Here is a 24,689-nt window from a genome sequence, read left to right on the forward strand (position 1 = left end):
AGCCTGCCTTAGGTTTTGAATTACTAGAATTTCAAAAATGAGATGCATAAAAGATCGGTTTCCCGAAAATTAAAGTTTACTTAATTATTTAAGATAGCTAAATGAGGCCATAATTACCTGTGGCTGCCATGACACTATCTCCCGATACACTGCGTCCTGACACATTGACCGAACTGGAGGCGAGTCTGCACCAGATGAAAACGGCCAATTACTTCCTCCGGGTCGCGGTGGACCAAGTGCCGGAGGCGGTGCTGATCCTGGAAGCGGAGACGAATGAAAAGTCCGGGCCGAAGGTCTTGTTCAGCAACGCCACTGCCGCTGTCCTGGTGGGTGTAGAGCCGGAGAAAGGCCTGCGTGGAATGGGCATCACCGACCTAGCCGCAGGCGATATGGATGCTGCTGTCTTGCTGGAAAGTCTGAATCGTGCGGTGGAGAATGGTGGTGCGCATGAGTGCGAAGCCATGGTGCAGAACTTTTATGGCAATGCGCCCCAGCGCTGCCGCTGGCGTGTGCGCGCTGTTTTCAACAGCCTGCGCAAGCTACTGAACTTCACCCTCATTGTAACGCCGCTGACGGCCGGTCAGGCCGCCGGGACACGCGCAACGCCGATGCGCTGCGATGACCTGGATGCGCAGTCTAACCAACTCAAGCAAGACAACCTGGCCGCACTGGCGCAGGGCATCGCGCATGATGTGAATAATTTGTTAGGTCCGGTGACCATGCGTCTTTCAGACCTGCTGCAACAGGTGCAGGGGCAGCCCGCGCTGAAGGAGGAACTGCAGCTCATTTTCAGCGGCCTGAAACGCGCCCGCCAGTTCACCTCGCAGGTGGTGACGGCCTGCAAGTCTAAGCCGCATCAGAAGCAGCCCGTGGACCTTGCCGCCATCATTCATGACACTGTCAAATTCGCGGGAGCAGGGTCCAATGCCCAGCTCCGCGTACGCCTGGGCACCGCCCTGCGCTGGCCTGTAGCGGATGGGGTAAAGATCAGCCAGGTGTTGCAAAACCTGATCCTCAACGGCATCCAGTCCATGCCCCAGGGCGGCTACATGGATGTGGACGCGGAGAACGCGGACATCGGCCTGGCTGAAGACGAAGTGCTGAAACCAGGCACCTATGTGCGGGTGACGGTGCGTGACCGCGGCTGCGGCATCCCGCCAGAAAATCTGGACCGGCTTTTCAAAGAAACCTTCACCACGAAGCCTGACGGCAACGGCATCGGCCTGACCACCTGCAAGCTCTTCATCCATGATCTGGATGGAGACATCCGGGTCTCATCGCGCCTGAATGTGGGCACGGAATTCACCATCTATCTGCCTGCGGTCCCCGCACTGATCGCAGGCGCCACCGCAGAAAAAGACCAAGCACCGGTACCGCTGAAAAAAGGCCAGGGCCGGGTGCTCATCGTGGATGATGAAGATGACCTGCGGAAGGTGGCCCATCTGATCCTGAAACGTTGCGGATATGAAGTTATCGAATGTGATAACGGCCAGGATGCGGTGAAGATTTATCATAGCCTGGCCCGCACCGGCACCCCGCCGGATGTGGTGCTGATGGACCTGACCCTGCGCGGCGGGATGAACGGTGGTGAAACTGCGGCAGAGATCCTGCGCTTTGACCCGGAAGCCCGGTTGGTCGTGACCAGCGGCAGCGTGAATGAAGACGTGCAGATGACGTATCTGGAAAAGGGCTTCGTCGGCGTGCTGCCGAAGCCTTATGAAGCGGGAGAGCTGACCCAGATCGTGCACCGCGTGGTGACCATGATGAGCCGCGCGTAATGCCGGAATGCTGATGGGCAGCCGTTATTGATAACGACGCTTACACAGCGTGTTAGGCCATCCTGGCCACAGTTTGTGGGCGGTCGCCATCACTCCATACGGTAGAGGCACGGATGCTTGGAAGCTCGGACTCGCCGCAGAGAGGCTGAGGAGGCAGAATGCGGGCGGATGAGGTTGGAAAACTCAACCCAGCTTTGCCCCTTTGCCCCCTCTGCCCCACTGCGGTAAAAATGATCTTCCTATCGACCATATAAGACGGCCCTTTGACCTTTCTTTGAGGCAAGGCCCTCACTCCGGTATATCAGGAGGAGGGCTTTACCGAGGCGCGGGGGCCATCAAAGATTACGGCTCTTCTGCGGGAGGATCTTCTTCTGGCGGATCCTCTACAGTGGGTTCTTCAAAGCTGAGGCTAAACGTTTCACTAGCTATTGGTGACAGGTTGGCAGCGTTGCGAACGGTCACGTGATAAGTACCGGAATCTTCGGTTGTTGGAGTGGTAATCGTATATTGGGCGCTATCGCCGCCTTCCTCGATTTCTTCGCCATTTTTATACCATTGATAAAAATAAACTGGATAGATGGCAGGAGATGGAGTGGCCGTCATGCTGAAGGTCGCATTCAAAGGCGGTGTGAGTGTATCGGGATTTCTTGTAACACTGACCGAAGTCACCGGGAGTTGCACATTCAGGCCCTTAACGCTGCTTTCCACAGAGCTAGGAGTGCCGTTGATATTGTTGGAAATCGTCACCGTGTATTCCCCTTCATCATTCGAGGTGAGTTCAGGGATCTCATATGTGGAGGAGGTTGCATTCTCGATGATCTCTCCGTCCTTTTTCCAAACGTAGCCAAACTCGGGTTCTCCCAGTGCTTCGGCAGAGAAGACCACACGCTTGCCAAGGGGAACGTAGGTATCTGAAGGACTGCGAGTGAGCGAGACATTGGACACACTGCTACTGACAAGAAGAGGAACGCCCTCGCTGATGACATAATCTGTCGTCACTGCATTCTTGACGCCGACTTTATACACGCCTTGATCCGCACCGCGCAGGAAGCCGATGGTGTAGGTGGCGGAAGTGGCTCCCTGGATCTCCACATTTTCGTCCCCAACCACCTTATACCACTGATACTCATAAGGCCCCTGACTATCCACGGTGAGGCTGAAGGTCAGATTTCGATAGCCGTATCCGATGGTGTCCTCAGGGGGGGTGCGCTGGGCCACGACGCTGGTGATCGGATAGTCCACCGTGAGCACATTCGCCGAACTTTTCAGTTCGTGCCCAGTGCTTGTATCCGTCACGACAACGTAATATTTGCCTGCTGAATCACTGGTCACGTTTGTGATGCTATAAGTGTCAGACGTCTCCCCTGCGATATCATCTTCATCGCTATCATCCGTATTGGCTTTTCTCCATTGATATGTGTATGGGCCTGTACCAGCCACGGAAGTGACTTCAAAGACGATCGGGGTAGAGCTGCCAATAGGCACCGGGTTCGTAGCCGGGGTGCGAGTGACCACGATGTTGGTGATGAGGTTGTTCACGGTCAGGACAGCTGGCTGGCTGGTGACAGTGGAAAGAGATGTTTTGACGACCACATCGTAAGTACCCTGGCTGCTCTCGGTGATGTTGGTCAGTGCAAGAGTGGATGCCGTCTTGCCACTGATATTCACACCGTCTTTCCGCCACTGGTAGGTGACAGAAATACCCGTCGGCGGGGTGGCAACCACGGTGAAGGTATGGTCAACAGCAGCCTGGCCAGTAATGGTGGGATTCAGTGTCACCGACTGTGGATGCTGGGTAATGAGGACTGGCAGAGGATTGAGAACCACACTGCCGGACAAAATGGGCGCGGTCTTGATTGTAGTCGTCGGAGGTGTGTCCGAAGGCAACTGGCCGAGGAGGAAATAACCGACACCCAGCCCATCGGCACCCGTGACGGCAGGTGAGTCCGTATAATAAAAACCGGCAGCCGCAGTGGGGATGCGCGGGATGATGAGTCCGAGAAAGGTGGCGGTGCGGGAAGGGGCACCAGTTGGGGCCACTTTGAAGCTCCCGCTGATGAGGCCTACGTCCGGAGTGATGGTCAAGCTGAGGCCCCCAGCATTCGCCACCCCTGGCGTAATCGGGATGAGTTTGCTTGTACCAATGCTGAGCTGGGCTACATCCGGATTCATCCCGGCGAATTCAAGACCGCCATCTTCAAAATCAATGCTGGCATTGCCGGGAGTATCTTTAGGCAGGTCCAGGATCAGTTTGTTCGTTCCCGGCTTAAGGTAGGTACCACCCCTGACACTAAGGACTTGGGTGCTGAAACCTGCTTTGTAATTACGCTCACTGGCGGTCGTCTGCGGGGCTTTCGTCCAGGCAACAGCACCATCCAGACGGTAGATGAAATTGGAGCTGTTTTGTGTGCTGGGCAATTCAACGATGAGCATCTTGGGCTGCCCGATGACAGAGCCAGTGCTTTTATACAGGGACTGATAAACGAGGAACTGTTCCTGCCCGCCTACAAATGAACTGGCAGTGACGGTCGTGCCGTCCGCCATGCGCCCTGACATCTTGGCGGTGCCATTGTTGTCGGTTGTTACCACGAGGTAACCCGTGCCCTGGGGCACAGCCTCATTGCCCACGTCGTCTCCAGTAAGAGTCAGTGCCACATGGTGACGGCCCACATAGCCGGAAAAGCCAGCCCTGGCACTGTTGTATTTGTTGCGATAGGCAGAGAAGGCCACGGCATTTTCACCGTCGGTGATGATGCCTGAGACATCGCCACTGACGTCATAACCCGAAGGTGCGATGGAGGATAAAGTGAGCGTGAGAGTATCCTTGCCCTTCCGGATGATGGTGGCCTTGCCAGAAGTATAAATAGAGCCGGGGGTCTGGGTCATCAAGCCGGTGAAGCTGATGACTTCCTTGCCCTGGCTCAGCTTGCCGCTGATGACGCCAGTATCCGTCACTGTCATGTCCACACGCCCGCCCATGTTGTTGTTAAAATAAGTGGAGTTGGCGATCTGTCCCACAAAGGAACCCACGACGGCCTCCGGCATCGGCCGGACATTCATGGTGATATTGGAAAGGGTGGATGATCCCTTCGGATTTTTGGCCGTCAGCTTCATGATATACTGGCCATAGCGCGTAGCTTTGCCGGTGATCCGGCCGGTCACGGTATCCAGCTTCAAGCCGGTAGGCAGGCCGGTGAGAGAAAATGAGGCGATGCTGAAGTTCGTGTCTCCACCGCCAGGGATCTGGTAGTCGTATTCAATACCCACATACGCATCGGGCGGCGTGAAGGCAGCGAGTGTGGGTGCAGCTCCGGCAAAGCCCACTCTCCAGGGTCCAGTCTCCGCATTGTGGGACGCATCCACCGCATCCTCCACATAGCAGGTGTATTCACCGGTATCAGACTGCCCAAAAGTTTTGATCGTCAGGGTGGGGCTGGCGGCACCGGAGATTTTATTTGGGATGTCAATCACCGTGGTCGTTGAGTCTTTCTTCCACTGATACTTCAGATTTGGCCCGGACACCTGGGCCTTCAGCACCACAGTTTTAGCAGGCAGTGACATCATGAGGCGGGAGGATTTATCCACCACGATGACGCTGGCAGCACTGCTGTCCGCACGGGTCACAACGTTGCTGGCACGCATCACGTAGCTGCCGCCGTCGGTGAGCTTGGTCACTGGGATGTTCAATACAGCGGCCTTCTGTCCACTGACGGTGGAGTTCGTGCGCAGCCAAGTGATCGTCGGCACGGGGGCACCTCTGACTTCAGTGGTCAGAACCAGGGGGTCACCCAGCTTCACCACTTTCCTAACCGGATGTGTATCAATCACCGGCGGTGCACGGAAGTCCAACCGGGCGGTGACGCTGGTGAGGGTCATGCTGATGTTGCTGACCAGCACACGGTATTCGCCCGTATCAGAATTTTGCAATGCAGCAAAGGTCAGGACGTTCTTCTTGGCAGTGAGGTTGGTATCTGGGACATTTTCCCACACTTCACCGACCCGCTTCTGCCACTGATAAGTGAGTGCCGTACCTGTGGCCGTGACACTTAAAGTGGCTTTTTTATCCGGCAGCACAGCCAAGGAAACTGGCTGGCGCGTGATGACCGGGAGCTTGTGCCCCTTGATGACCGTGACAGTGAAGCTGTCTTCCACAGGATTGTTATCCAGGTCCCGTGCACGCACGGTGACGGTGCTGGTGCCTGCCAGCAAACCTTCCAGCCGCAGGACACCATTGAGGATGCTGGTGCGGACGATGGTGGGAGCGCTGTTTTCCACCACCTCATATTTGAAGAGGGCCACTTCCTTTGCACTGCGAATCTGCACCGTGCTATTGATGTCCATTTTGGCAGGGGCAGTGCCACCCGTCACATTCATGGGCACGTCCACCATTTCAGTTTGGTAACCGTCCAGGATGACCCCCGTTGTGGTATCTGACGAGCTAGGTGAATAGTCCCCAATTGGCAGTGCTACCATGTCATCGACCAAATCCATCCCTGAGCCTGCGACACGGCCAAAGACGGTGAAACCGGAGTTTTGGTTGTCCAGGTTTTCGACATAATTGGTTACACCACGAGCGTCATTATTTGCTACCAAGTTAAAGAAGAAATCATGAGTGGCGCTATCCGGGTTATCCCCCACTTTGGCATGCGCTACGGTACCACGGACATTGGAAATACCGGGTTCATTTTCTGATGGCGGGCGCTTGAGGAGGGAGGTGAAGTAGTTTGGCGAATCAGTAGGCACATAGCCCCCTCCCTGCAAAATGAAGCCTGGAATAGACCGGTGGAAAATGACGCCGTTGTAAGCCCCGGTTTCCACATAGCCCATGAAGTTTTCCACCGCCTTGGGAGTCAGGCTATCATACAGCAAGAGGTCAATAATGCCCAAGCTGGTATCCAGGCGGACAGCCTTTTCAGAATCCGCATCGGTGAAGCGTCCGTTCAGGTCGATGGTATGCTGCGTGGCGGTTCCCAGGATTACGTCCGTAATAGGGGAAGCCAACACAGGTGTGGCATCGTCTTTTAGGATGCGCAGGGTCAGGGTCACTTCCGCGACGTTATCTGGATAAACGACCTCCATCGGGCAATGGAAGACGCCGGACTCTGTGGGCGTACCGCTGATGAGGCCATCGGCATTCATTTCGAGGCCAGGTGGCAGATCATCCACACTCCAGGAAGTTCGGTTAGGGCTGTCTGAGACGGCCATCTGGTAAGTGAAAGGGTCGTTCACCTTCGCAGGCTGGTGCGTGCGGCTGGTGAAACCATGCCGGGCATACGCGCGGGCGACGTTGCTCTCCGCTGCAGCAACATCGCCGACAAAGTTGCTATGAAGGGCATCCACCCTGAATTCATATTCTACATTCGGTGTTAGCAGAACAGATGTGGTGCTGCTGGTATTATAGCCCGTGACGGTGGCCTTGGTCGTGCCTGGCTGCATGTCCATGGAGTCATACCATGTATCGCTGGTGCCGCCCGAGGGGCGTACATAGATTCGGTAAATGGTCTCCCCAATGGTGTTATCACCCCACGTTAGGTCCACGGCAGCGGACTTGCCAGAGGTCGTCGCCACAAGTTGTCCGGGACTGATCAGATCATCCATGATCACCGGAAGTTCATCCGTGTAATCTGCGGACGTGGCCGCAGGTGACCCGGTTGGTGGAACAGCGCGCACTTTCCAAATGTAGGTCCCCCCAGGACCAATCGCAGCCGTGATGGATGTCGAATTGGCAGCCATCGTATAGGTATTCCAAGTGATCGCCTCCGATTCATTTTCTACAGGCTTGCGGTATGAAATTTCGTATCCGGTTTCATTGTCAGTATTATCCTCCCAGGTCAGACGGATGTTGGATTCATCCAGTTTTTCAGCCTGGAGATTTGTTGGCACCTTCACCGCAGGCACTGTGTAGGAAGAAAGACCTCCAGGATAGGTCAGGCTGGTAATATATCGTTTTTCACTGGCCGTATTCGATGTCACTTCCGTGGCGGTTGCGTCATCCTTCCGGGTGGCGCGGAGCATAAAATGATACGCCTGATTGGGCACCAACCCATGCTGCACCCAGACAGTGGTGCGGGTGGTCAATGCTTCTTTGTTATCAAAGTAGGACAGTCCTCCGGGAAGCGGAGCATAGTTTTCATCCCCTGTCAGGCTCGCTTTCTTGTAGAAGATTTGGAAATATAATTCCCCTGTACTATTGTCCTTCCAGCTGAATTCCAGTATGCCATCGGAGACCTCATTATCCTTTGAGTATGTAGCTACGCGGAAGTCCTGTGGCGCACTCAGGGTGGAACCGGTCGTTTTGATCGTTTGATCCACCAAGGAACTGGCTGCGGTTTCAAAAGAGGATCCATTGCTTTTAAATGCAACTACCCTGACCTGAAACAGGGTATCCACCGGGAGCTGTACTCCGATGAATTCGCAGTAGGTCACCCCGGCATTGACGGAGGTATAATAATTCCATATCCCAGCATTCCCCAGCCGGTATTCCACACGGAAGCCGGATTCATCCAGGGAATTGTCCTTCCATGTCAGCAGGAAGTTCCGCTTGGTATTCGCGGCGGTCGGCGCATCGGCCATCGTGGACTTCAGCACTAAGTTGGTGGGTGCCTTCGGTGCTACGGCTGAAGCGGTGCCTGCCAGACCGGCCAGCACGACCATCATGGGCAGCATCAAGGCGCGAGCATGACGGGAAATAGAGTCGGGGAAGCGCAGCATGGTCGTGAAGGTGGCGGTTGGGGGAAACCTGGATGGTCCCGATATTAGGAACCACCGCTAGCAAAGTTTGTTCAGTTAAAATACCCTTTTTGTCATTACATCGTCAATCTTTTTGCGATTCAATGTCATGTTTTGCTGGCCCTTTTTTCCCAAAACAGACACAAATCAGGCTTTATGTGCCGCCCACTTTGGATTTTACCCCTGTTCATCGCCCTTGCCGCCCAGGCTCAGGTGACTCCCCAGTTCCGTGAGCAGGAAATCGACAACCAAGTAGGCATCGGCTACGGGCTGGCCATCGCCGATGTGGACGGCGATGGCAAAACGGACATCCTTTTGGCCGATAAGGACTCCATCGTCTGGTATCAAAATCCGGAGTGGAAGAAACACATCATCGCGGAAAAGCTCACGGAGAAGGATCACGTGTGCATCGCCGCCCGTGACACGGATGGGGATGGCAAGGCGGAGATCGCCGTGGGTGCCGAGTGGAATCCGGGGGATACGGAGACCAGCGGCGCGGTCTTTTACCTCCAGCCCCCGGCTGACCGCACACAGCGGTGGACGCCCGTGCAGCTCACCCATGAACCCACCACCCACCGCATGCGCTGGGTGCGCAACCGCGCCGGGCGCTATGACCTCATCGTGGCCCCGCTGCATGGCCGTGGAAATAAAAACGGTGAGGGTGCCGGAGTGCGCATCCTGGCTTATCACAAGCCGGAAGACGTGACCCGTCCCTGGAATACCACCCTTGTACACGACAGCATGCACCTGACGCATAACTTCGAAGTGGTGCCCGGCCCGGCTGGTGAAGCGGAATCCCTGCTGCTAGGCGGGCGCGAGGGCATCGTCCGTCTCACACCGGGGGACAGTGGCTGGAAGCAGCAGTGGGTGACCCGCCATGACAGCCCGGACCTGCAAGGCGTGGGGGAAGTGCGCTGGGGTGCCTTTGCCGGTGGCCAGCCCTATGTGGCCGCCATCGAACCGATGCATGGCAACCAAGTCGTCATCTATACTCCCCCGCCGGAGGGACCCAAAGACGGCCTGTGGCAGCGCCGGGTGCTGGATGATACCCTGGTGGACGGTCATGCCCTGGCCTGCTACGATTACCTGGGCCTGAACAACCGCCAGATCGCCGTCGGCTGGCGTGCCCATCACAAGCTGGGCAGCCGGGTCGGTGTGAAGCTTTATTATACCACCAAGGAGGACGGTCACGGCTGGGAATCCTACTTGGTGGATGACAATACGATGGCCTGTGAAGACCTGATGGGAGCCGACTTGGATGGCGATCGTGACACTGACCTCATCGCGGCTGGCCGTCGTAGCCAGAATCTCAAGATTTACTGGAATTTAAGACAATAATCAGAGGGAAAACTTTAGTCCGGAATTGCGAAGCTTCATTGCAAAACGGTGCTCGTCGTTAAGATGAACGCCGCTATGAACATTGCACGACTCACCCTGGCTGCCCTCGCAGGCTGCACTCTGTGTGCCTGCCAGATGCCCACCTCCTTCGCCCGGCAAGAAGTGATCCGCCGCCCGCTGCTCATCCAGCCTGCGGATTCCTCCAGCAGCCCCCTTTATGTCTGGCATGGCCTGGGCGAACCCGGACCCGTGCGTGTGACCATCGATCTGAGCGAGCAGAAGGCCTACATCTTCCGCAACAGCGAAAACGTGGCCTGGAGCTATGTGGCCACTGGACGCAGCGGTCACCGGACACCGACCGGGAGTTTTGTGATCTCTGAAAAAGTGGTGAACAAGCGCTCCAACAAATACGGCAGCATCGTGGATGCCAGTGGCGACGTCATTCGTAGTAATGCCACCGCCGGCGTCCATAGCGCCCCTGGTGGCAAGTTTCAGGGAGCTAAAATGCCCTACTGGATGCGCCTGACGGGCGATGGCGTGGGCATGCATGCGGGTCCCATACCGAACCCTGGCTCCCCCGCCTCCCACGGTTGCATCCGCCTGCCCTATGATATGGCCCAGCGTCTCTATGATGTGGCCCCCAGCGGCACGCGCGTGACCATCGTCCCGTGATCCCCATCTGCGGCCGCAGGATTTTGATGCGGTTCTCCGGCAAAAAATGGCGACAAGGGTCATGACCCGCTTCATGAGTGGACAGACCCCACCTGACGACCCTTGATCCACGACTGGCTCCAGCAGCACACCCTGTTTACCGGGGATTCGCGCATCCTCCTCCTGGCTGGCATCGCCGCCCTTTGCATCGGCTTATCTAAAAGTGGCCTCTCCGGCACCGCTACGCTGAATGTCGTCCTGATGGCCCAGGCCTTCGGGGCCAAGGCCTCCGTGGGACTGGTGCTGCCTTTGCTCATCGTGGCCGATTTCATGGGCTATTACCTGAACCGCCATGGCGGGAGCTGGCGGCGCATTTTACCCATGGCCCCGCCCGCCATCGCCGGGGTCATCGCCGGTTACTTTCTCCTGGACACCATTGATAACACGACCGCCCGCACCGTCATCGGCTGGCTCATCATCGGCCTTCTGGGTTTCAAGCTCCTGCTGGATGCCAGCAAGGGCACGCTGGAGGTGCTGACCAGCCACCGTCTGTTTTCCTGGGCCATGGGCTTGTGCGCTGGCGTGACCACCATGCTGGCCAATGCCGCCGGACCTGTGATGACTGTTTATCTCCTTTCCCAGCGGCTGGAGAAAAAGGAGCACCTGGGCACCTTCAGCCGCTTTTTCCTGTTCATCAATCTCTTCAAAGTCCCCTTCTCCGCCGATCTGGGCATCATCAATCCCCGGTCCCTCATGACCAATCTTGTGCTGCTGCCCGCCGTCGTGCTCGGCATTCTGCTCGGTTGGCAGATCCTCAAACGCATCCCGCAAAAACCCTTCGAGTGGACCCTCTTTGTGATGACCCTCATCGCTGCGGCGTGGCTGATCCATGGGTGAAGACGGGGCTGCTCCGCTTGCGACGCGGATGCCTGGATTGAAAGATCTGGCGCCAGGAACAGTATCCCCTTCCCACAGCTGTAGATTGACCTCGGTTCTGATCTATCATTCTGTCCGCTTTGCCTTCCTATCACCTGTCATGATCCGCAGCCTCCTCCTCGCCCTCCTTTTCACCACCTCTCTGGCCCAGGCTGAAAACCTGCTGCCGCCCGATGCCCGCGTGGCCATCATCGGGGACAGCATCACCGAGCAGAAACTCTATTCCAAATACATGGAGGCTTACCTCCTGGCCTGTACCGGTCGCCAGGACATCCAGGTCTTTCAGTTCGGCTGGAGCGGTGAGCGGGCCAGCGGTTTTGCCGCCCGTCTGGAGAACGACCTCAGCGTCTTCCACCCCACCGTGGCCACGACCTGCTACGGCATGAACGACGGCCAGTACACTGCCTATACCGACGCCATCGGTGCCGAGTATGAAAAGAACATGCGCCTCGTGCTGGATGGCCTCAAGGCCCAGGGCGTGAAGCACATCGCCGTAGGCTCTCCCGGTGCCGTGGACACGCGCTTCTTCACCCGTTTTGAACCCGCCATCTACAACGACAACCTGGCCCACCTGCGCGACATCGTCCAAAAGCTGGCCGGGGAATACAGCCTCAGCTTTGCCAACGTCCATGACACCATGACCAGCGCCATGGCCAAAGCCAAGCCCGTGCTGGGCCAGGACTACGACGTGTGCGGTCCGGACGGTTTCCACCCCGGCCCCAACGGCCACCTGCTCATGGCCCAGGCTTTCCTCAAAGGCCTGAAGCTGGAGGGCACCATCGGCCAGATCACCCTCGACCTCGCCGGAGAATCCACCGCGACCGAAGGCCACCAGATCACCGCCCGCGCCCCCGGCAGCCTCACGCTGGCCAGCAGCACCTGGCCCTTCTGCTTTGATGCTGATCCCGCCGCCTCCACCAGCACCCGCAGCATCCTCCCCTTCACCAGTTTTAACCAGGACCTCAACCGCTACACGTTGGTGGTAAAAGGCCTAACCAAAGATAAGGCCCAAGTGACCTGGGGCAGCGAGACCAAGGAATTCACCAAGACCCAACTCGAAGCTGGCATCAACCTCGCCGCTGAATTCGCCACCACGCCTTTTGATGCCGCCTTCGCCGATCTCCTCAACGCCATCGGTTCCAAACAGGCCTACGAGACCACGATGATCAAAAACCTCATCACCCACTTCCGCACCTACTCCCCCGAAGCCGAAACCGATCCCGAATTTAAGAACGCCCTCGAAGTCCTGAAACAAAAGACCCTCGAAAAACACGCCAAGTATAACGCCAACGTCCGCAAGCGCCTGAAGGCTGTGACGCATACGGTGAGTGTGGTGGAGTGAGGCATCAGCAGAGTAGGTCAGTCATGCCCTAACCGGCTTTCCCTGACCTCCTGCTAGATCTTGAATGTCGAAATCTGGCATTCTCAAGGAGTGACGGCGTCTCGCCGTCATCATGAGGCCGAGACGGCCTCACACCTTGCTCCATCGCCACATCCTCCGTTCATATATTCACTCTGTCCTCTTTACAGCTTCCGCCTTCATCGCCTCTTCCAGCCACTCCTTCAATTGGGCGATCACTTCGCGCCGATGGCTGAACAGCAGGAAATGATCGGCCTGGGGCACGGTTTTCAAGGTCACCTGCGCGCCATTCTTTTTCATGACGGAGGACACATAGGTCACAGACTCCAGCGGCACGCGGTCATCCTTGGCCCCGGTGATGATAAAGACCGGTTTGCCCTGCCAGTTCCCGATGAAACGCGGATCTTTGATAGAGCCGGTTTCGACCACCGGAGAAATAAAGGTTAGAGAAGCAAATTTTTCACCCAGGTCACGCCCTGCATGGCCCAGGCCTTTGCCACCGTTGGAGAGGCCCATCAGGTGCATCTTTCCCCGATCCAGCCGCACTACGTTTTCCGCATCAGCCAACGCTGCCTCCACCACCCCGGCGGAGTCTGCCGCATTCCAGTTTCCCATTCCATAGCTCGGGCAGATAAGCACCAGGCCCAGTTCATCCGCCATCTGGGAAAGCAGCCAGGGATAGGCCTTGAAACTGCCTCCACTGCCATGCAGAAAAACCAGCACGGGGGCAGGCACATCCCTCTTCAGCCCGGGCGGCACGTACAGGAAAGAATGGCCCTGGCCTCCCCGTCCCAACCACAAGTCTGCATAGGCCACCGGCATCACCGAACCTAGCGCATGGAAATCCGCATCCGCCTCCAGTTCCCGATAAATTTCCGCCGTCCAAGCAGACAGCTCCCGGGACTGTTCAAAGGTGAAATAAGAGTCCATCAAAGGCACCACTTTGAAGCCTAACAAAAATTGATCCAGCTCCGGCAGCAGGTTGCCCAACGCCTGCCGCTGAAACCCCCAGGCTCCCTCAGCATAACGATGCTGGATGCGCGCACCCTTCGGCCGCTTCCCATCTGGAGCCAACGAGTACAGCGCCACAGTCAGCCCCAGCCATCCAAGACATCCCAGCCCGCCGGTCCATTTCAGCCATCGCCTTTCCAGCTCCACGCCCAGGCACACCAAAAGCGGAGATACCCCAATCATCATGCCAGCTATCCCGAACAGTCTGCTCTCAAACGACTGCCCAACGATTAGCAACAGAACCGACAAGGGCGTGGCGAGAACCGCCAGCACCAGGCTGGCCATGCGTGCAATGACAAAAAACATCCGTCACCTATGATACCTGCAATGCTTGCCTGTTCGATCATTATCGAGTGTCAGTTCCCGATTCCATATAGGCGGGCCTGGAATCGTAGGGCGGTTGTGTCCGGCGCGAAACCACCTGCTTCGTGTGTTTGACGACCTCGCCGGATTAGCCGCCTTCTCTGAGGATGCCCCCCATCTCGGAGCTTCGAGGTCTCCCTGACAGAAGGTTATCCGGCGGCAGGATGGGAAAGCTTTGAAATCCTGTCTCGCCGGACAAACTCATCCTGCGGCTGGTTACGGCTCGCGTGCCCCACTTCACCCCTCAAAACCCTGACCCGTCCCAATCGGTTCCACGGGCGCTTTGCCATTCGCCATAACAAAAAGTGACGCCACCGGAGCGCAAGCGGTCGCTGATGCGGTCGCCGATCCACGCGCGGGTTTCCTGGGCGGGTTTGTTTCCCAGCAGCAGGGTGCGGCGGGCGTTTTTATGCCGATGATCCAGGATGGCAAAGAGGATCTCCTCCCCATCGGAAGGCAGGTCACGCAGGCACAGCTCATCTAGCACGAGCAGCGCCGGGGCGGTGTAGCGGGCGATGACGGCCTCCATGCCATCGGCACTGTAAGCACGATGGCATGCGGCGAAAAGACGTGCGCACTCAACCCAACGCACGCTGCGGCCTTTCAAGATTTCCTGGCGAGATAGAGCTGCGGCCAGGTGGCCTTTGCCAATGCCGGGCGTGCCTGCCAGGAAAAGATTGCGCATGCGCCCTTCGGCAAACTGGCGGGCGGCCTCCAAGAAGGCCGTCGGGGGCTGGAATCCGTGCTCCTTTTTCACGCCGGGGCGGTCGGTGTGGAAGTTATCCAGCGTGGCATGACGGACGTCGGTAGGGATACCGGCTTCTTCCACACGGCCCAGGCTGCGTTTCACTCGCTGATCCTGCACACAGGCGGCGCAGGTGTAGGCGGGTTTCGCCGCCTGCCGGGAGGCCTCGCGGTCCAGTATCCGCATCTTCGGGCCATGCTTGGCACAGGGCAGTGCCTGCGGCTGGGCATCCAATTCGCGGTCGAATTTCTCCGACCGTTCAGCGATCTGCCGGATCAGTTGATCCAGCTTGTCCAGTTGAAAGGCCGTGTCTGGAAGGGCCCGTTGCGTTGTGTTCATAAATTCGTTTTAAAACTGAAGCCGCATGCTTCACGGCGGCGGTCATTTCTCCCTCTTGCAGGACGGGCGTAGCGACGTGTGGCTGCTCGCGCCAGCGAGTGGGTGAGGGGTTCTCGTAACTTCGACACCACCCAAACCTCCACGCCCTGGCGGGCGCAGCCACGTGTTGGGGCGGACGACGCGGGCAAGAGTGCCCCACGGTACTTGGAGCGCTTCAGAAACAACTGATCTGCTCGGGCGTCAGGCCACGGGTGGCTTCGGAGGCTTGGTAGGCCTGATACTTGGGTCTCGGGCGGTTGTTGAAGCCGTTGCTGTTTCCGCTGTAGCTGCTGCCGTTTCCTACGTTTCCGTTACCGCTGTTGCGCGGGGGGCTGGTCCGCTCCCAGACGAGGCTTTGCCAGCCGTTGGCGATGGAGGCGCGGATGGCTTGAGTGGCGAGGGGTTCGCCGTTGCGCTCGCATTCGGCCAAGGTGTTGCGGGCGGCGATGGCAGTCCATTGCTTCTGCGGATTCAGCCGGGCCAGGGCGCTGCGATGCTGGCACCACTGGTCCCAGGCTTCGAGGAAGTCTGGGGTGCTCAAGGCGGTGGGAACGGCCACAGAATCGGCTTCACGAAGGTTTTCCTCGGTGTGCTGACGCCTCGCCGACCTGGGTCGGGCCTCACGCGCGGGAGGAGGCACGGGTGTAAGGGCGGGTGGGGAGGATAGGGGAGCGGGGAAAGGAGGGGCGGGAGGGAAAGAGGGGGTAGAATCGGCTGAAACGTGTTTCACTGTTTCATGCGTTACATGCGTTTCATCGGTCTCAGGCAGGAGAGTGGAAAAGGGCGCGTCATCGGGTAATAATGTTTTGCACTGTTCGACTTCAGAAGGAGGAACCTCTGAAGGAGAGGCCTGGCGTTTCGCTTCGCGGTGCTTGCGCACACGCTCAGTGGAGGAGGCTGCGGAGGTGCGTCGGTCCAGGAGAGGGCGTACGAGAAAGCCGCCGCTTTTGGACAGGCGCACCTCACAGCCGTATTCAGCCGCGACCTGGGCGGCGACCTTCAGCAGGGCTGGGAGGTCGAGGGGAAGAGTCAGCATGGCGAAAGCTATTCGGCGCTTTTTGCGGACGCAAGGGAGTGCCACCCCGACTTGGGCTAAGTGGCGAAAAAAGTTTGGGGGGTGTGGGGAGCGAGGGGAGATCCATCGTCATTCGGCCAAGGCAGGACGGAACCCCGTTGGGGTTCGCCGGGGAGTCGATGGGGTGGTGGCGTGACCCAGGGTTGTGCCAACCCAGGGCTGAATGACGTAAGCCCGTTGGGCTTGAGGAAATGGGGCTGTTCGTGGAAGTGGGAAAGGCGTGAGTTTTCGGGGGGCTTATAGACTTCGATATCTCCCAAACCCCCACGCCCTGGTGGGCGCAGCTACGTGTGGCTGCTCGCGCCAGCGAGTGGGCGGGTGTTCTCGCTGCTTCGATACCTCCCAAACCTCCACGCCATGGCGGGCGCAGCTACGTGGTGCTCGCACTTGGCGGACGGCAAGGGCAAGAGTGCCCCAGGCACTTGGGGACTTGGCTACCTTGCACGCCTCACGGGGCGGCGCATTCCTTGGCCTGTTGCTGGCTGGCGGCATCCAGCTTGCTCATGGGATAGGGCACCTCCTGTGCGTTGATGGGCATGCGCAGGTAAACGGTTTCGCCTTCCAGTTTTACAAAACCAGCTTTGATTTTTTTGCCCTCAAAATTCGTCCAGGTCATGATGGGCGGCAGGCTTTTTTTCACAGGCTCCATGACGGGTTTGGGTTCGTCCTTATCCAGCAATGCGCCTTCGGTGATCCATTCGCGCAGGGTCTCGATCTCCTTGCTGGAAAGATTGTCCTTCGGTGGCATGTGCGCTTCATGCTCGGGATCCGCCACCACTTTGAAAATATGGCTCTCGGCTGGATTTCCGGGGACGATGCCGCCCTTGGGGTTGATGTCCAGCTTCAGCGTGGCCAGGTCGTCGAAGACATAACCGGCCTTTTTCTTCCCGGTTTTGTCGCTGTGGCATTCGTAACAATGCTTTTCAAAGATGGGCGCGATGTCTTTTTTGAAGTCGGCCGCGGCAGCAGCGGTGGCGGTGAGGAGGAAGGCTGGCAGAAATTTCATGCAGGGGGTCTAGCAAACAAACGCAGGAGATGACAGGTCCTTAGCTTTGGATGACAGTAAGAGTGCCGATGACCGATGCCATAGACAGCTTCATTCTCTACCTCGCCACGGAGCGCGGGCTGTCCACGAACTATCAGCTCCTGGTGCGCCGGGTGCTGGAGGCGCTGGCTTCGTGGCTGAAAGAAGATCGCCAAGTGGAAACACCCGCAGGGGTGACCACGCAGCATCTGGGGGATTACCTGGCCCGACGGAAGAAGGACGGCATCGCCGCCTCCAGCGCCCGGGTGGAGTTGGTAGCTGTGAAGATTTTCTTTCGCTGGCTGGCTGCGCGGGGCAAACGAGTCGGTGACCCGGCAGAACCCATCCTGCCACCCCGCCTGGAAAAGCACCTGCCCGGCACCCTGAATGAGGGAGATGCGCGCACGTTAGTAGAATCCATCACGGGAAACGATCCCCTGGACCGACGGGACCGCGCCATCCTGGAGCTTTTTTACGCCAGCGGCCTGCGCCTTTCCGAACTCATCAGCGCCCGCCTGGAAAATCTGAGCCTGGAGGAAGGCTGGATCCGCGTCACTGGAAAGGGAGCCAAAACCCGCCTGTGCCCCGTCGGCGGCGCGGCCAAGGAGTCTATTGAGGCCTATCTCCAGCATGCACGCCCGCTTTTGGTGAAGAAAAAGACCCAGAGCCACCTTTTTCTCTCCCAGCTCGGCGGCTCGCTGACCCGAGAACGGGTATGGCAGATCGTCAAAAAACGTGCTCAGCAGGCTGGCCTGGGCGACCACATCCACCCGCACCTGCTGCGCCACTCCTTTGCCACCCACCTGCTGAACAACGGGGCAGACCTGCGCGTCATCCAGGAAATGTTGGGCCATGCCGACATCGCCACCACCCAGATCTACACCCATGTGGACCAAAAAAGGCTAAAACAGGTGCACCGGCAGTTCCATCCCAGAGCCTGAAAATTTATTCCCAACTTTTCTGAAAATCTTTTGAACGGTTTTCTCGGCGGGGAATCAAACCCCACAATGGTATGTTGACTCTCGGCCTCCAGGCATCGTGCAGCCTGATCGATTGAGCGCCATCTTTCCTAGAATTCTGCTTCTGCACCCCGTCTGGTCTTGGTCGATTACAGACGGTGGTGCAGGAGCGGACGAGGAAAAAACTTTGGCCACCAAGCGTTTTCAAAGCGCATTGCCATCCCGCATTCGCCATGAAGAATGTCTTCCGTGCAGGATTCTGACATCATCCATCATCCGAATGACGGCTATTTCAAAGCGGTCTTCTCATCCCCGGCCCACTCCGCTGATTTTTTCCAGCGCCATCTTCCCGCCCCTGCGGCAGCCGTTATTGACTGGACCTCCCTCGAAAATGTCTCTGCCACTTATGTCAGTGATGACATCCAGGTCTCCCATTCAGATTTAGTTTTTTCCGCCCGGACCGGTGACCGCGAGGTGCTTTTATACCTGATCTTTGAGCACCAGACCACCGTGGACCGCGCCATGCCTCTGCGCCTGCTTCATTACAGCCTGCGCCTGCTGACGAAGCATCATAAAGAAAGCGGGCTGCCACTGCCAGTCGTGATTCCTTTTGTGCTCCACCAGGGGCCGGATACCTGGAATGTCTCCACTTGTCTGGAGGATCTTTTTGACCTGCCTGAACCGTTGCAAGCTGCTTTTCAACCCTTCCTGCCGCGCTTTCAGCATGGGCTGCTGGATCTTAGTTTGTATGATCCTGCCTCCGAGGAGCAGCAAAGCGCCCAGCGCGTGGTCCTCCAGCTCATGAAAATGGCCCGGCAAAAACGGGTCCTCGAATTCTTTGACTGGCTGGCCCGGGAAACCACCTTGAGACTCACCGATGCACTGCTGCACACCAGCCTGATGTATGCACTGAGCACCGACACGACTCTTGACCTTCAGCAGCTTATCCGTAAACTATCCACCAATCCGCGTATGCAAAAGCAAGCCATGTCATTCCCCGAGCGGCTACTTCTCCAGGGCCGGGAAGAGGGTCGCGAGGAAGGGCGTGAAGAGGGTTACAGCCTCGGGGTTCTGAAAACTTGTCTGCGATTAGCCACGCGCAAATGGGGTGCCGTGCCGAAACTGCTGGAGGCTCGCATTGGGGCCTTGGATTACACGCAGCTGGAGCGGCTCTCCGAAGATTTGCTGGACCTGGGGACGCTGAATGACCTGACGGACTGGCTGGACAAGGCGGGGGCTTAGCCTTTCACGCAAAGTCCACCCCAGCATTTGCCAGAGCGGTCTTTCTCCTTTAACCTGATCCACAACCGATGGATTGCAGACAGGAAGAGATCGTTCAGAGCCTTATGACCTCGTATCACGAGATCGGCGGGATCAACCATGTGGACTGCGGGGCTTTGCCGTCCAAAGGAGCTATTGCCACTTTGTGCGAAGACCTGCTGCACATTTTGTTTCCAGGCTTTTACTCAGAGCATGCTGTGTCCTTCCAGGATCTGGAGCTGATGACGCATGAACTGGTAGCCAGCATCCGCGAGCGGCTGCGCACGGAGATGCGCCGCAGTCTGCGCCTGCGGGACCAGGGCGGCAATCACCATGAGGAAGCCATGCAACTGGTCTGCGATTTCATGGTACGCCTGCCGGAGGTGCGCCGCCTGCTGCAAACGGATGTGCAGGCAGCCTATGAGGGCGATCCGGCCGCGCGCAGCTATGAGGAGATCATCCTGGCCTATCCCGGACTGGAGGCCATCGCCATCCAGCGCACGGCGCATCAGCTTTACAGCATGGGCGTGCCGCTGATCCCGCGCATGATGACGGAGTGGGCCCATGGCCGCACGGGCATTGACATCCATCCCGGGGCACAGATCGGCAGCCACTTTTTCATCGATCACGGCACGGGTGTGGTGATTGGGGAGACGTGCAGCATCGGCACACGTGTGAAACTTTACCAGGGTGTGGGTCTGGTGGCCCGTTCCCTGGCTCAGGGGCAGGCCCTGGCTGGCAAGAAACGGCACCCCACCATTGAGGACAATGTGACCATCTATGCCGGGGCCACCATCGTGGGCGGGGATACCATTGTGGGAGCGCGCAGCACCATTGGTGCAAACGTCTTCCTCATGGAAAGCGTAGGACAGGACATGATCTACGCCCTCGGCGACCAGGAGCACCGCATCCGCGATCGCAAAAACACCCCGGTCACCAAAAGCCCCAAAACCCCGGAATCCGACAGGGCCTGATGTCCAAGCCGTCCATTCTTTCCCAGCTCTTTCTCGACTTCCAGGCGGGCATCCGCGGAAGCCTGGCAGAGCGGGCGCTGAAACGTCCTCTGTATGCGGAGGCGGAAGCCGCTCCATCTAAAGTGAAGGCGAAGGAAAAGGAATCCGCAGGCAATGTGGCGGATGAAACGCTGACGGAGACCTGCCGGGAGCTTTTGCACCAGATCGACTTGGCAGGCGCGGCGAAACTCGTGTCCGTGCAATGGAACAGCCGCCTGCGCAGCACGGCCGGATACGCCAGCTTTCCGGCCTGGAAGATCGAGCTGAATCCGAAGTTGCAAGAATTTGAAGGTCAGGTGGAGCGCACCATGCGCCATGAGCTGGCCCATCTGGTGGCCTATCACCGTGCCGGACGACGCCGCATCGAGCCGCATGGTGCCGAATGGCAGCAGGCCTGCGCGGACCTGGGTATCCCAGGGGAAAGTGCCCGTCATCGCCTGCCGCTGCCCCGGCGGGAGGTGAAACGAAACTACACCTATGCCTGCGCCCACTGTGGCCTGCTGGTGCAGCGCGTGCGCAAATTCCGCCGCTACAGCGCCTGTAGCGCATGCTGCTCCAAGCATAGCGGTGGCCTGTATGACTCCCGCTTCCGCTTTGTCCTGGTACAGGATTTGAAAAAAGGCTGATGCGGGCCTCCCCTGCCCTATTCCTTCCAGCGCCTGCCCTGACCTGTGCGGAATGAACGCTCCAGGCTGCCATAAAGGGAGTTCAAGCGTTCCTCACTAGACAGCACAAATTCCACGGTGTGCGCGTGGGTGGAAATGGGGTAATTTTTCACCACCTTAGGCGTCGTCAATGTGGGGGAAATGCGTGAGGCCGCATCCTGCATGGCGGCGCGTGCTTTATCCAGAGCCTGCTGGCCTGCACCCACCATGCCGCCGCCTTCCAGCCGCACTGGCTCCAGATAATAAAAGCGGACCGTCATGTTTGCATTCATCGTCAAATTTACCTCGACGACTCTGGCGACGGCATCGGCCACGTACTCATGCTTGGACAGGGCCAGGATCTGCGTGCAGCGCACCAGATAACTGCCACCGCTGAACTGGCCATCCCACAGACCGTCGCGTGTCGCTTCATCCTGGTTTCCAGGGGCCGCCGGTGCAGTGGACTGCGCCAGGGAGGCAAAAGTTCCCAGCAAAGACAGAAGGGCAATAAGCGTGATTTTCATGTTCGGAAAAATTCTGCGATGGTTTGCCGAAAAAGTAAACAGTGTCTGTGAGGGATCTGCAAAACGACGTTATCCCGCGCAGGCTTATTCCATGCATATGGCACAAACCTACTTCTGCAAGGGTTCCAAGCAACCAAAGGCATAGCAGGATCGTCCATTCATATTTTCCAACCCATGGCGTATTACTGTGAGTAACCTTTTCCTAACCACATGTTTAAATTTTCCGGCGATGGCTCCATCACCACCTGCGACGGTGTGACGCGGCGCGACTTTCTCCAGGTCGGCATGCTCGGTGCATTGGGCCTGACATTGCCCAGTTTCCAGGCGCTGAAAGCCGCAGGCAAGGTGGACTCGAAAAAGAGCCAGCGCGCCTGCATCATGATCTTCAATCTGGGTGCGCCTAGCCAACTCGATCTCTGGGACATGAAACCAGATGCACCCAGCGAGATACGCGGCCCCTTCAAACCCATCCGCACGAACAACGATGCTTTCCAGGTCTCCGAGATCTTGCCATTGCATGCGAAGATTGCGGATAAATTTAGTCTCGTGCGTTCCTGTTATCACAATGCTGCCGCTGTGCATGATACGGGCCACCAAATGATGCAGACCGGCCGCCTTTTCACCGGTGGGGTGAACACACCTCATGTCGGCTGCGCGGCGGAGTTTTTGTTAGGCCGACGCTCAGACCTACCTGCCCACGTCATTCTGCCTGAGACCATGGGGCCTACCGGTGGCAACATGCCGCATGGTCAGGATGCCGGATTTCTTGGCAAGGCCTATGATCCCTTTGTGCTTAACTCTGACCCTTCCACTGAAGGCTTCAAGGTGCCGGACCTGCTCCCACCCAAGGAGATCGGCGAGGTGCGCCTGGAGCGCCGCCGCCAGATGCGCGAGCTGGTGGACAGCTCCGTGAAAAACTTCGAGGCCAGCGAGCAAGCCAAGCTCATGGATTCCAACTTCGAATCCGCCTACCGCATCATGACCAGCTCCCAGGCACGGGAGGCCTTTGACCTGACTAAAGAGCCGATAAAAGTGCGCGAGCGCTACGGCATGAACCGCTTTGGCCAGAGCTGCCTTCTAGCCCGTCGGCTGGTGGAGCGCGGCGTGCGCATGGTGACGGTGAATACCTTCATCACCGTCTTTGGCGAGATCACCTGGGACATCCACGGCAGCAAGCCCTTCACCAGCATCGAGGGCATGCGCGACATCGTTGCACCCATGTATGACCAGGGTTACACCGCTCTCATCGAAGACCTTTTCCAACGTGGCATGCTGGAGGACACGATGGTCACCTCCCTCGCAGAGTTTGGCCGCACACCGAAGGTCAATCCCGCCGGTGGCCGCGACCACTGGCCTAACTGCTGGACAGTCAACTTCGCTGGCGGCGGAGTCAAAGGCGGCCAGGCCATCGGCAAGAGTGACGAGATCGGTGCCTACCCAGCCGAGCGCCCCGTGGACCCCGGTGAGATCGTCGCCACCATCTACGAAAGCCTCGGCATCGACCTCCACACCGAACTTCCCGGCCCCCAAGGACGACCCTATCCCGTCGTGGATTTCGGCAAGGAGGGGATCAAGGAGCTGTTTGGTTAAATAATGTTAGGTGGCACTTTCCTTTGTGCCTGCCCGCTACCCTTCGCCATGACAAGAAAGCTCAGTTCAGGTCGCAAACGTGAAAGGGTCATTGCTGGCTTTTTCATCGTCGCGACTGCCCTGTTAGGGGCCTGGGTGAACGGAATGTTTGGCAACGTGCCACCATTTCCTGCGGACTACCGACAGTACGTGATCAAGGGCCGCATCAGTCAGGCTAACTTTCTTCAGGAGCAATCCATTCCCAAAGGCAGGCTGCCTTGCCTAATAATCGCACCTTGGCATCCGCAGCCGCTGAATTCTGCCAGCAGCCCTGCCATCTGGGAGAAGGGTAAGGTCAGCCTGCGGGTTTTGCCTGGAGGTCAATCGTTACAGTCGGGGCATCAAACGGTTGTCCTGATTAACGACACCAACTTGGACTTCGAAGTTCCAGGCCACTTGGGGGAGGTGGGTCTCAAGCTCGAAGTGAAGCTGGCGGATAGTACGTGGCATCGTGCTCAGGCACTTCATAATGACAGATACTGCGGTATTGGAGACATGACTCATCTGCTGCCAGCGCGTAGTTACGTCGAGCTCTGGGGCTATCGGCCCATATCTGGTCGCGTTGGCAAGATTCGATATGCCATTTATAACGATGCTTCCGATAGGCTGGTGTCTGCGGAGTTGGAGGGAGTTTATTCGTCTGATGACCTGGCGATGGCCGAGTATGATGAGCTGGCGATGCATGAAGCTACCTTGTCGAAATTGCGGGATTTCCTGTTGCGGAAAACGTCCCCGGCTCTTCTGCCCGATGGGCTGCCGATCACCTTCCTGCGCCATTCCGCCTGGAACGCTCTTTTGAGCGGCAACCATGACCGTGCCGCGGCCCTTGCAGTCGCGAGTAGGGTGCTTCGTTCAGATCCCACTTTAGAATCACGCCAGGAGAGCCTTGAAGTATTGATGGGCCAATGGCGGGCTGCTATGAACCAGGAAGCGCTCAGGCAGCCTCGAATCCACGGATTCTTCATCACGAAAAAAACCGCGCGGAACAGCACCATGCCCTTTCCTTATCGTGTTGACTCTTTGTCCTCACCAGCCTTGGCAGCTTCTCCCAGCCAAAACTCATCAGGCAGAGGATCATTAAAATCATCCGCCATCCACCATTGGCCCGCCCCCAGTCGCGAAATGCGTGGACGTTGGGGGCCTGGATCCGCATGGGCTTCCAAGTTAGACCGTAGCCGCTCTATCAAGAGCTTTTGTTCCTCCAGCGAAAGCTTCGCTGCAGCTACGGCAAGTTCCGAAACCGTCTTCATGCGAGCAGCATAACCAAAATAT

The 24,689-nt window shown here is 57.8% G+C and carries 17 protein-coding genes; 11 read left to right on the top strand and 6 right to left on the bottom strand.

The window, feature by feature from the left end:
* Positions 1-128 precede the first annotated feature (128 nt).
* Complete coding sequence (locus tag EI77_RS04610; protein WP_133793564.1) at positions 129-1,778, top strand: hybrid sensor histidine kinase/response regulator; 1,650 nt, start codon at positions 129-131, stop codon at positions 1,776-1,778.
* Between the two features lie 342 nt (positions 1,779-2,120).
* Here the strand turns inward: EI77_RS04610 and EI77_RS04615 are convergent, their stop codons facing one another.
* Positions 2,121-8,489 (bottom strand): immunoglobulin domain-containing protein, encoded by a 6,369-nt coding sequence (locus tag EI77_RS04615; RefSeq protein ID WP_133793565.1) that lies wholly within the window; start codon positions 8,487-8,489, stop codon positions 2,121-2,123.
* Between the two features lie 174 nt (positions 8,490-8,663).
* Between EI77_RS04615 and EI77_RS04620 the strand changes: the two genes are divergently transcribed.
* From EI77_RS04620 to EI77_RS04635, 4 genes are all read left to right on the top strand, one after another.
* Positions 8,664-9,845, top strand: coding sequence for an FG-GAP repeat domain-containing protein (locus tag EI77_RS04620; RefSeq protein WP_133793566.1), 1,182 nt, complete (start codon positions 8,664-8,666; stop codon positions 9,843-9,845).
* Positions 9,846-9,920: 75 nt separating this feature from the next.
* The gene (locus EI77_RS04625; protein ID WP_208300262.1) at positions 9,921-10,517 is read left to right on the top strand and encodes a L,D-transpeptidase family protein; all 597 of its coding nucleotides are present in this window, start codon (positions 9,921-9,923) and stop codon (positions 10,515-10,517) included.
* Positions 10,518-10,619: 102 nt separating this feature from the next.
* Positions 10,620-11,393, top strand: a complete 774-nt coding sequence (locus EI77_RS04630; RefSeq protein ID WP_133793567.1) for a sulfite exporter TauE/SafE family protein — start codon at positions 10,620-10,622, stop codon at positions 11,391-11,393.
* Between the two features lie 139 nt (positions 11,394-11,532).
* Entirely contained in the window at positions 11,533-12,774 is a 1,242-nt protein-coding gene (locus EI77_RS04635) for an SGNH/GDSL hydrolase family protein (RefSeq protein WP_166647036.1), read from the top strand.
* Positions 12,775-12,942: 168 nt separating this feature from the next.
* On the opposite strand, the gene EI77_RS04640 is transcribed toward EI77_RS04635, so the two are convergent.
* The 4 genes from EI77_RS04640 to EI77_RS04655 all read right to left on the bottom strand — a co-directional run bounded on the left by EI77_RS04640 (position 12,943) and on the right by EI77_RS04655 (position 17,370).
* On the bottom strand, positions 12,943-14,109 hold the full coding sequence (locus tag EI77_RS04640) for a prolyl oligopeptidase family serine peptidase (protein WP_133793569.1): 1,167 nt from the start codon (positions 14,107-14,109) through the stop codon (positions 12,943-12,945).
* Between the two features lie 301 nt (positions 14,110-14,410).
* Positions 14,411-15,250: an ATP-binding protein gene (locus EI77_RS04645; RefSeq protein WP_133793570.1), complete on the bottom strand. Its 840-nt coding sequence runs from the start codon at positions 15,248-15,250 to the stop codon at positions 14,411-14,413.
* A gap of 214 nt (positions 15,251-15,464) precedes the next feature.
* Positions 15,465-16,325: a hypothetical protein gene (locus EI77_RS04650; RefSeq protein WP_133793571.1), complete on the bottom strand. Its 861-nt coding sequence runs from the start codon at positions 16,323-16,325 to the stop codon at positions 15,465-15,467.
* Between the two features lie 487 nt (positions 16,326-16,812).
* Positions 16,813-17,370, bottom strand: a complete 558-nt coding sequence (locus EI77_RS04655) for a c-type cytochrome domain-containing protein (RefSeq protein WP_133793572.1) — start codon at positions 17,368-17,370, stop codon at positions 16,813-16,815.
* 68 nt (positions 17,371-17,438) lie between these two features.
* Here EI77_RS04655 and EI77_RS04660 point away from each other — a divergent pair, with 68 nt between their 5' ends.
* The 4 genes from EI77_RS04660 to EI77_RS04675 all read left to right on the top strand — a co-directional run bounded on the left by EI77_RS04660 (position 17,439) and on the right by EI77_RS04675 (position 21,246).
* A complete protein-coding gene (locus EI77_RS04660; RefSeq protein WP_133793573.1) occupies positions 17,439-18,329 on the top strand; it encodes a site-specific tyrosine recombinase in 891 nt (296 codons plus the stop codon).
* Between the two features lie 258 nt (positions 18,330-18,587).
* Positions 18,588-19,589, top strand: coding sequence for an Rpn family recombination-promoting nuclease/putative transposase (locus tag EI77_RS04665; protein WP_133793574.1), 1,002 nt, complete (start codon positions 18,588-18,590; stop codon positions 19,587-19,589).
* A 104-nt stretch (positions 19,590-19,693) separates the two neighbouring features.
* Entirely contained in the window at positions 19,694-20,581 is an 888-nt protein-coding gene (gene epsC / locus EI77_RS04670; protein ID WP_243838662.1) for a serine O-acetyltransferase EpsC, read from the top strand.
* The gene (locus EI77_RS04675; RefSeq protein ID WP_133793576.1) at positions 20,581-21,246 is read left to right on the top strand and encodes a SprT family zinc-dependent metalloprotease; all 666 of its coding nucleotides are present in this window, start codon (positions 20,581-20,583) and stop codon (positions 21,244-21,246) included. The genes epsC and EI77_RS04675 overlap by 1 nt, the downstream gene beginning before the upstream one ends.
* 17 nt (positions 21,247-21,263) lie before the next feature.
* Here the strand turns inward: EI77_RS04675 and EI77_RS04680 are convergent, their stop codons facing one another.
* A complete protein-coding gene (locus EI77_RS04680) occupies positions 21,264-21,788 on the bottom strand; it encodes a hypothetical protein (RefSeq protein WP_133793577.1) in 525 nt (174 codons plus the stop codon).
* Between the two features lie 210 nt (positions 21,789-21,998).
* On the opposite strand from EI77_RS04680, the gene EI77_RS04685 reads away from it, so the two are divergent.
* Together EI77_RS04685 and EI77_RS04690 are read left to right on the top strand one after the other, a co-directional pair.
* Positions 21,999-23,378 (top strand): DUF1501 domain-containing protein, encoded by a 1,380-nt coding sequence (locus EI77_RS04685; protein ID WP_133793578.1) that lies wholly within the window; start codon positions 21,999-22,001, stop codon positions 23,376-23,378.
* 48 nt (positions 23,379-23,426) lie between these two features.
* Positions 23,427-24,680 (top strand): hypothetical protein, encoded by a 1,254-nt coding sequence (locus EI77_RS04690; RefSeq protein WP_133793579.1) that lies wholly within the window; start codon positions 23,427-23,429, stop codon positions 24,678-24,680.
* The last annotated feature ends 9 nt before the right edge of the window (positions 24,681-24,689 follow it).

This window comes from Prosthecobacter fusiformis (assembly GCF_004364345.1).
Classification (GTDB): Bacteria; Verrucomicrobiota; Verrucomicrobiia; order Verrucomicrobiales; family Verrucomicrobiaceae; genus Prosthecobacter; species Prosthecobacter fusiformis.

Bases quoted from the DNA above. Each gene is read 5' to 3' on its own strand.
- EI77_RS04650 (WP_133793571.1), bottom strand. From the start codon at position 16,325: ATGCTGACTCTTCCCCTCGACCTCCCAGCCCTGCTGAAGGTCGCCGCC.
- EI77_RS04625 (WP_208300262.1), top strand. From the start codon at position 9,921: ATGAACATTGCACGACTCACCCTGGCTGCCCTCGCAGGCTGCACTCTG.
- EI77_RS04620 (WP_133793566.1), top strand. From the start codon at position 8,664: ATGTGCCGCCCACTTTGGATTTTACCCCTGTTCATCGCCCTTGCCGCC.
- EI77_RS04655 (WP_133793572.1), bottom strand. From the start codon at position 17,370: ATGAAATTTCTGCCAGCCTTCCTCCTCACCGCCACCGCTGCTGCCGCG.
- EI77_RS04610 (WP_133793564.1), top strand. From the start codon at position 129: ATGACACTATCTCCCGATACACTGCGTCCTGACACATTGACCGAACTG.
- EI77_RS04635 (WP_166647036.1), top strand. From the start codon at position 11,533: ATGATCCGCAGCCTCCTCCTCGCCCTCCTTTTCACCACCTCTCTGGCC.
- EI77_RS04665 (WP_133793574.1), top strand. From the start codon at position 18,588: ATGTCTTCCGTGCAGGATTCTGACATCATCCATCATCCGAATGACGGC.
- EI77_RS04640 (WP_133793569.1), bottom strand. From the start codon at position 14,109: ATGTTTTTTGTCATTGCACGCATGGCCAGCCTGGTGCTGGCGGTTCTC.
- EI77_RS04685 (WP_133793578.1), top strand. From the start codon at position 21,999: ATGTTTAAATTTTCCGGCGATGGCTCCATCACCACCTGCGACGGTGTG.
- EI77_RS04645 (WP_133793570.1), bottom strand. From the start codon at position 15,250: ATGAACACAACGCAACGGGCCCTTCCAGACACGGCCTTTCAACTGGAC.
- EI77_RS04615 (WP_133793565.1), bottom strand. From the start codon at position 8,489: ATGCTGCGCTTCCCCGACTCTATTTCCCGTCATGCTCGCGCCTTGATG.
- epsC (WP_243838662.1), top strand. From the start codon at position 19,694: ATGACCTCGTATCACGAGATCGGCGGGATCAACCATGTGGACTGCGGG.
- EI77_RS04690 (WP_133793579.1), top strand. From the start codon at position 23,427: ATGACAAGAAAGCTCAGTTCAGGTCGCAAACGTGAAAGGGTCATTGCT.
- EI77_RS04660 (WP_133793573.1), top strand. From the start codon at position 17,439: ATGACCGATGCCATAGACAGCTTCATTCTCTACCTCGCCACGGAGCGC.
- EI77_RS04675 (WP_133793576.1), top strand. From the start codon at position 20,581: ATGTCCAAGCCGTCCATTCTTTCCCAGCTCTTTCTCGACTTCCAGGCG.
- EI77_RS04680 (WP_133793577.1), bottom strand. From the start codon at position 21,788: ATGAAAATCACGCTTATTGCCCTTCTGTCTTTGCTGGGAACTTTTGCC.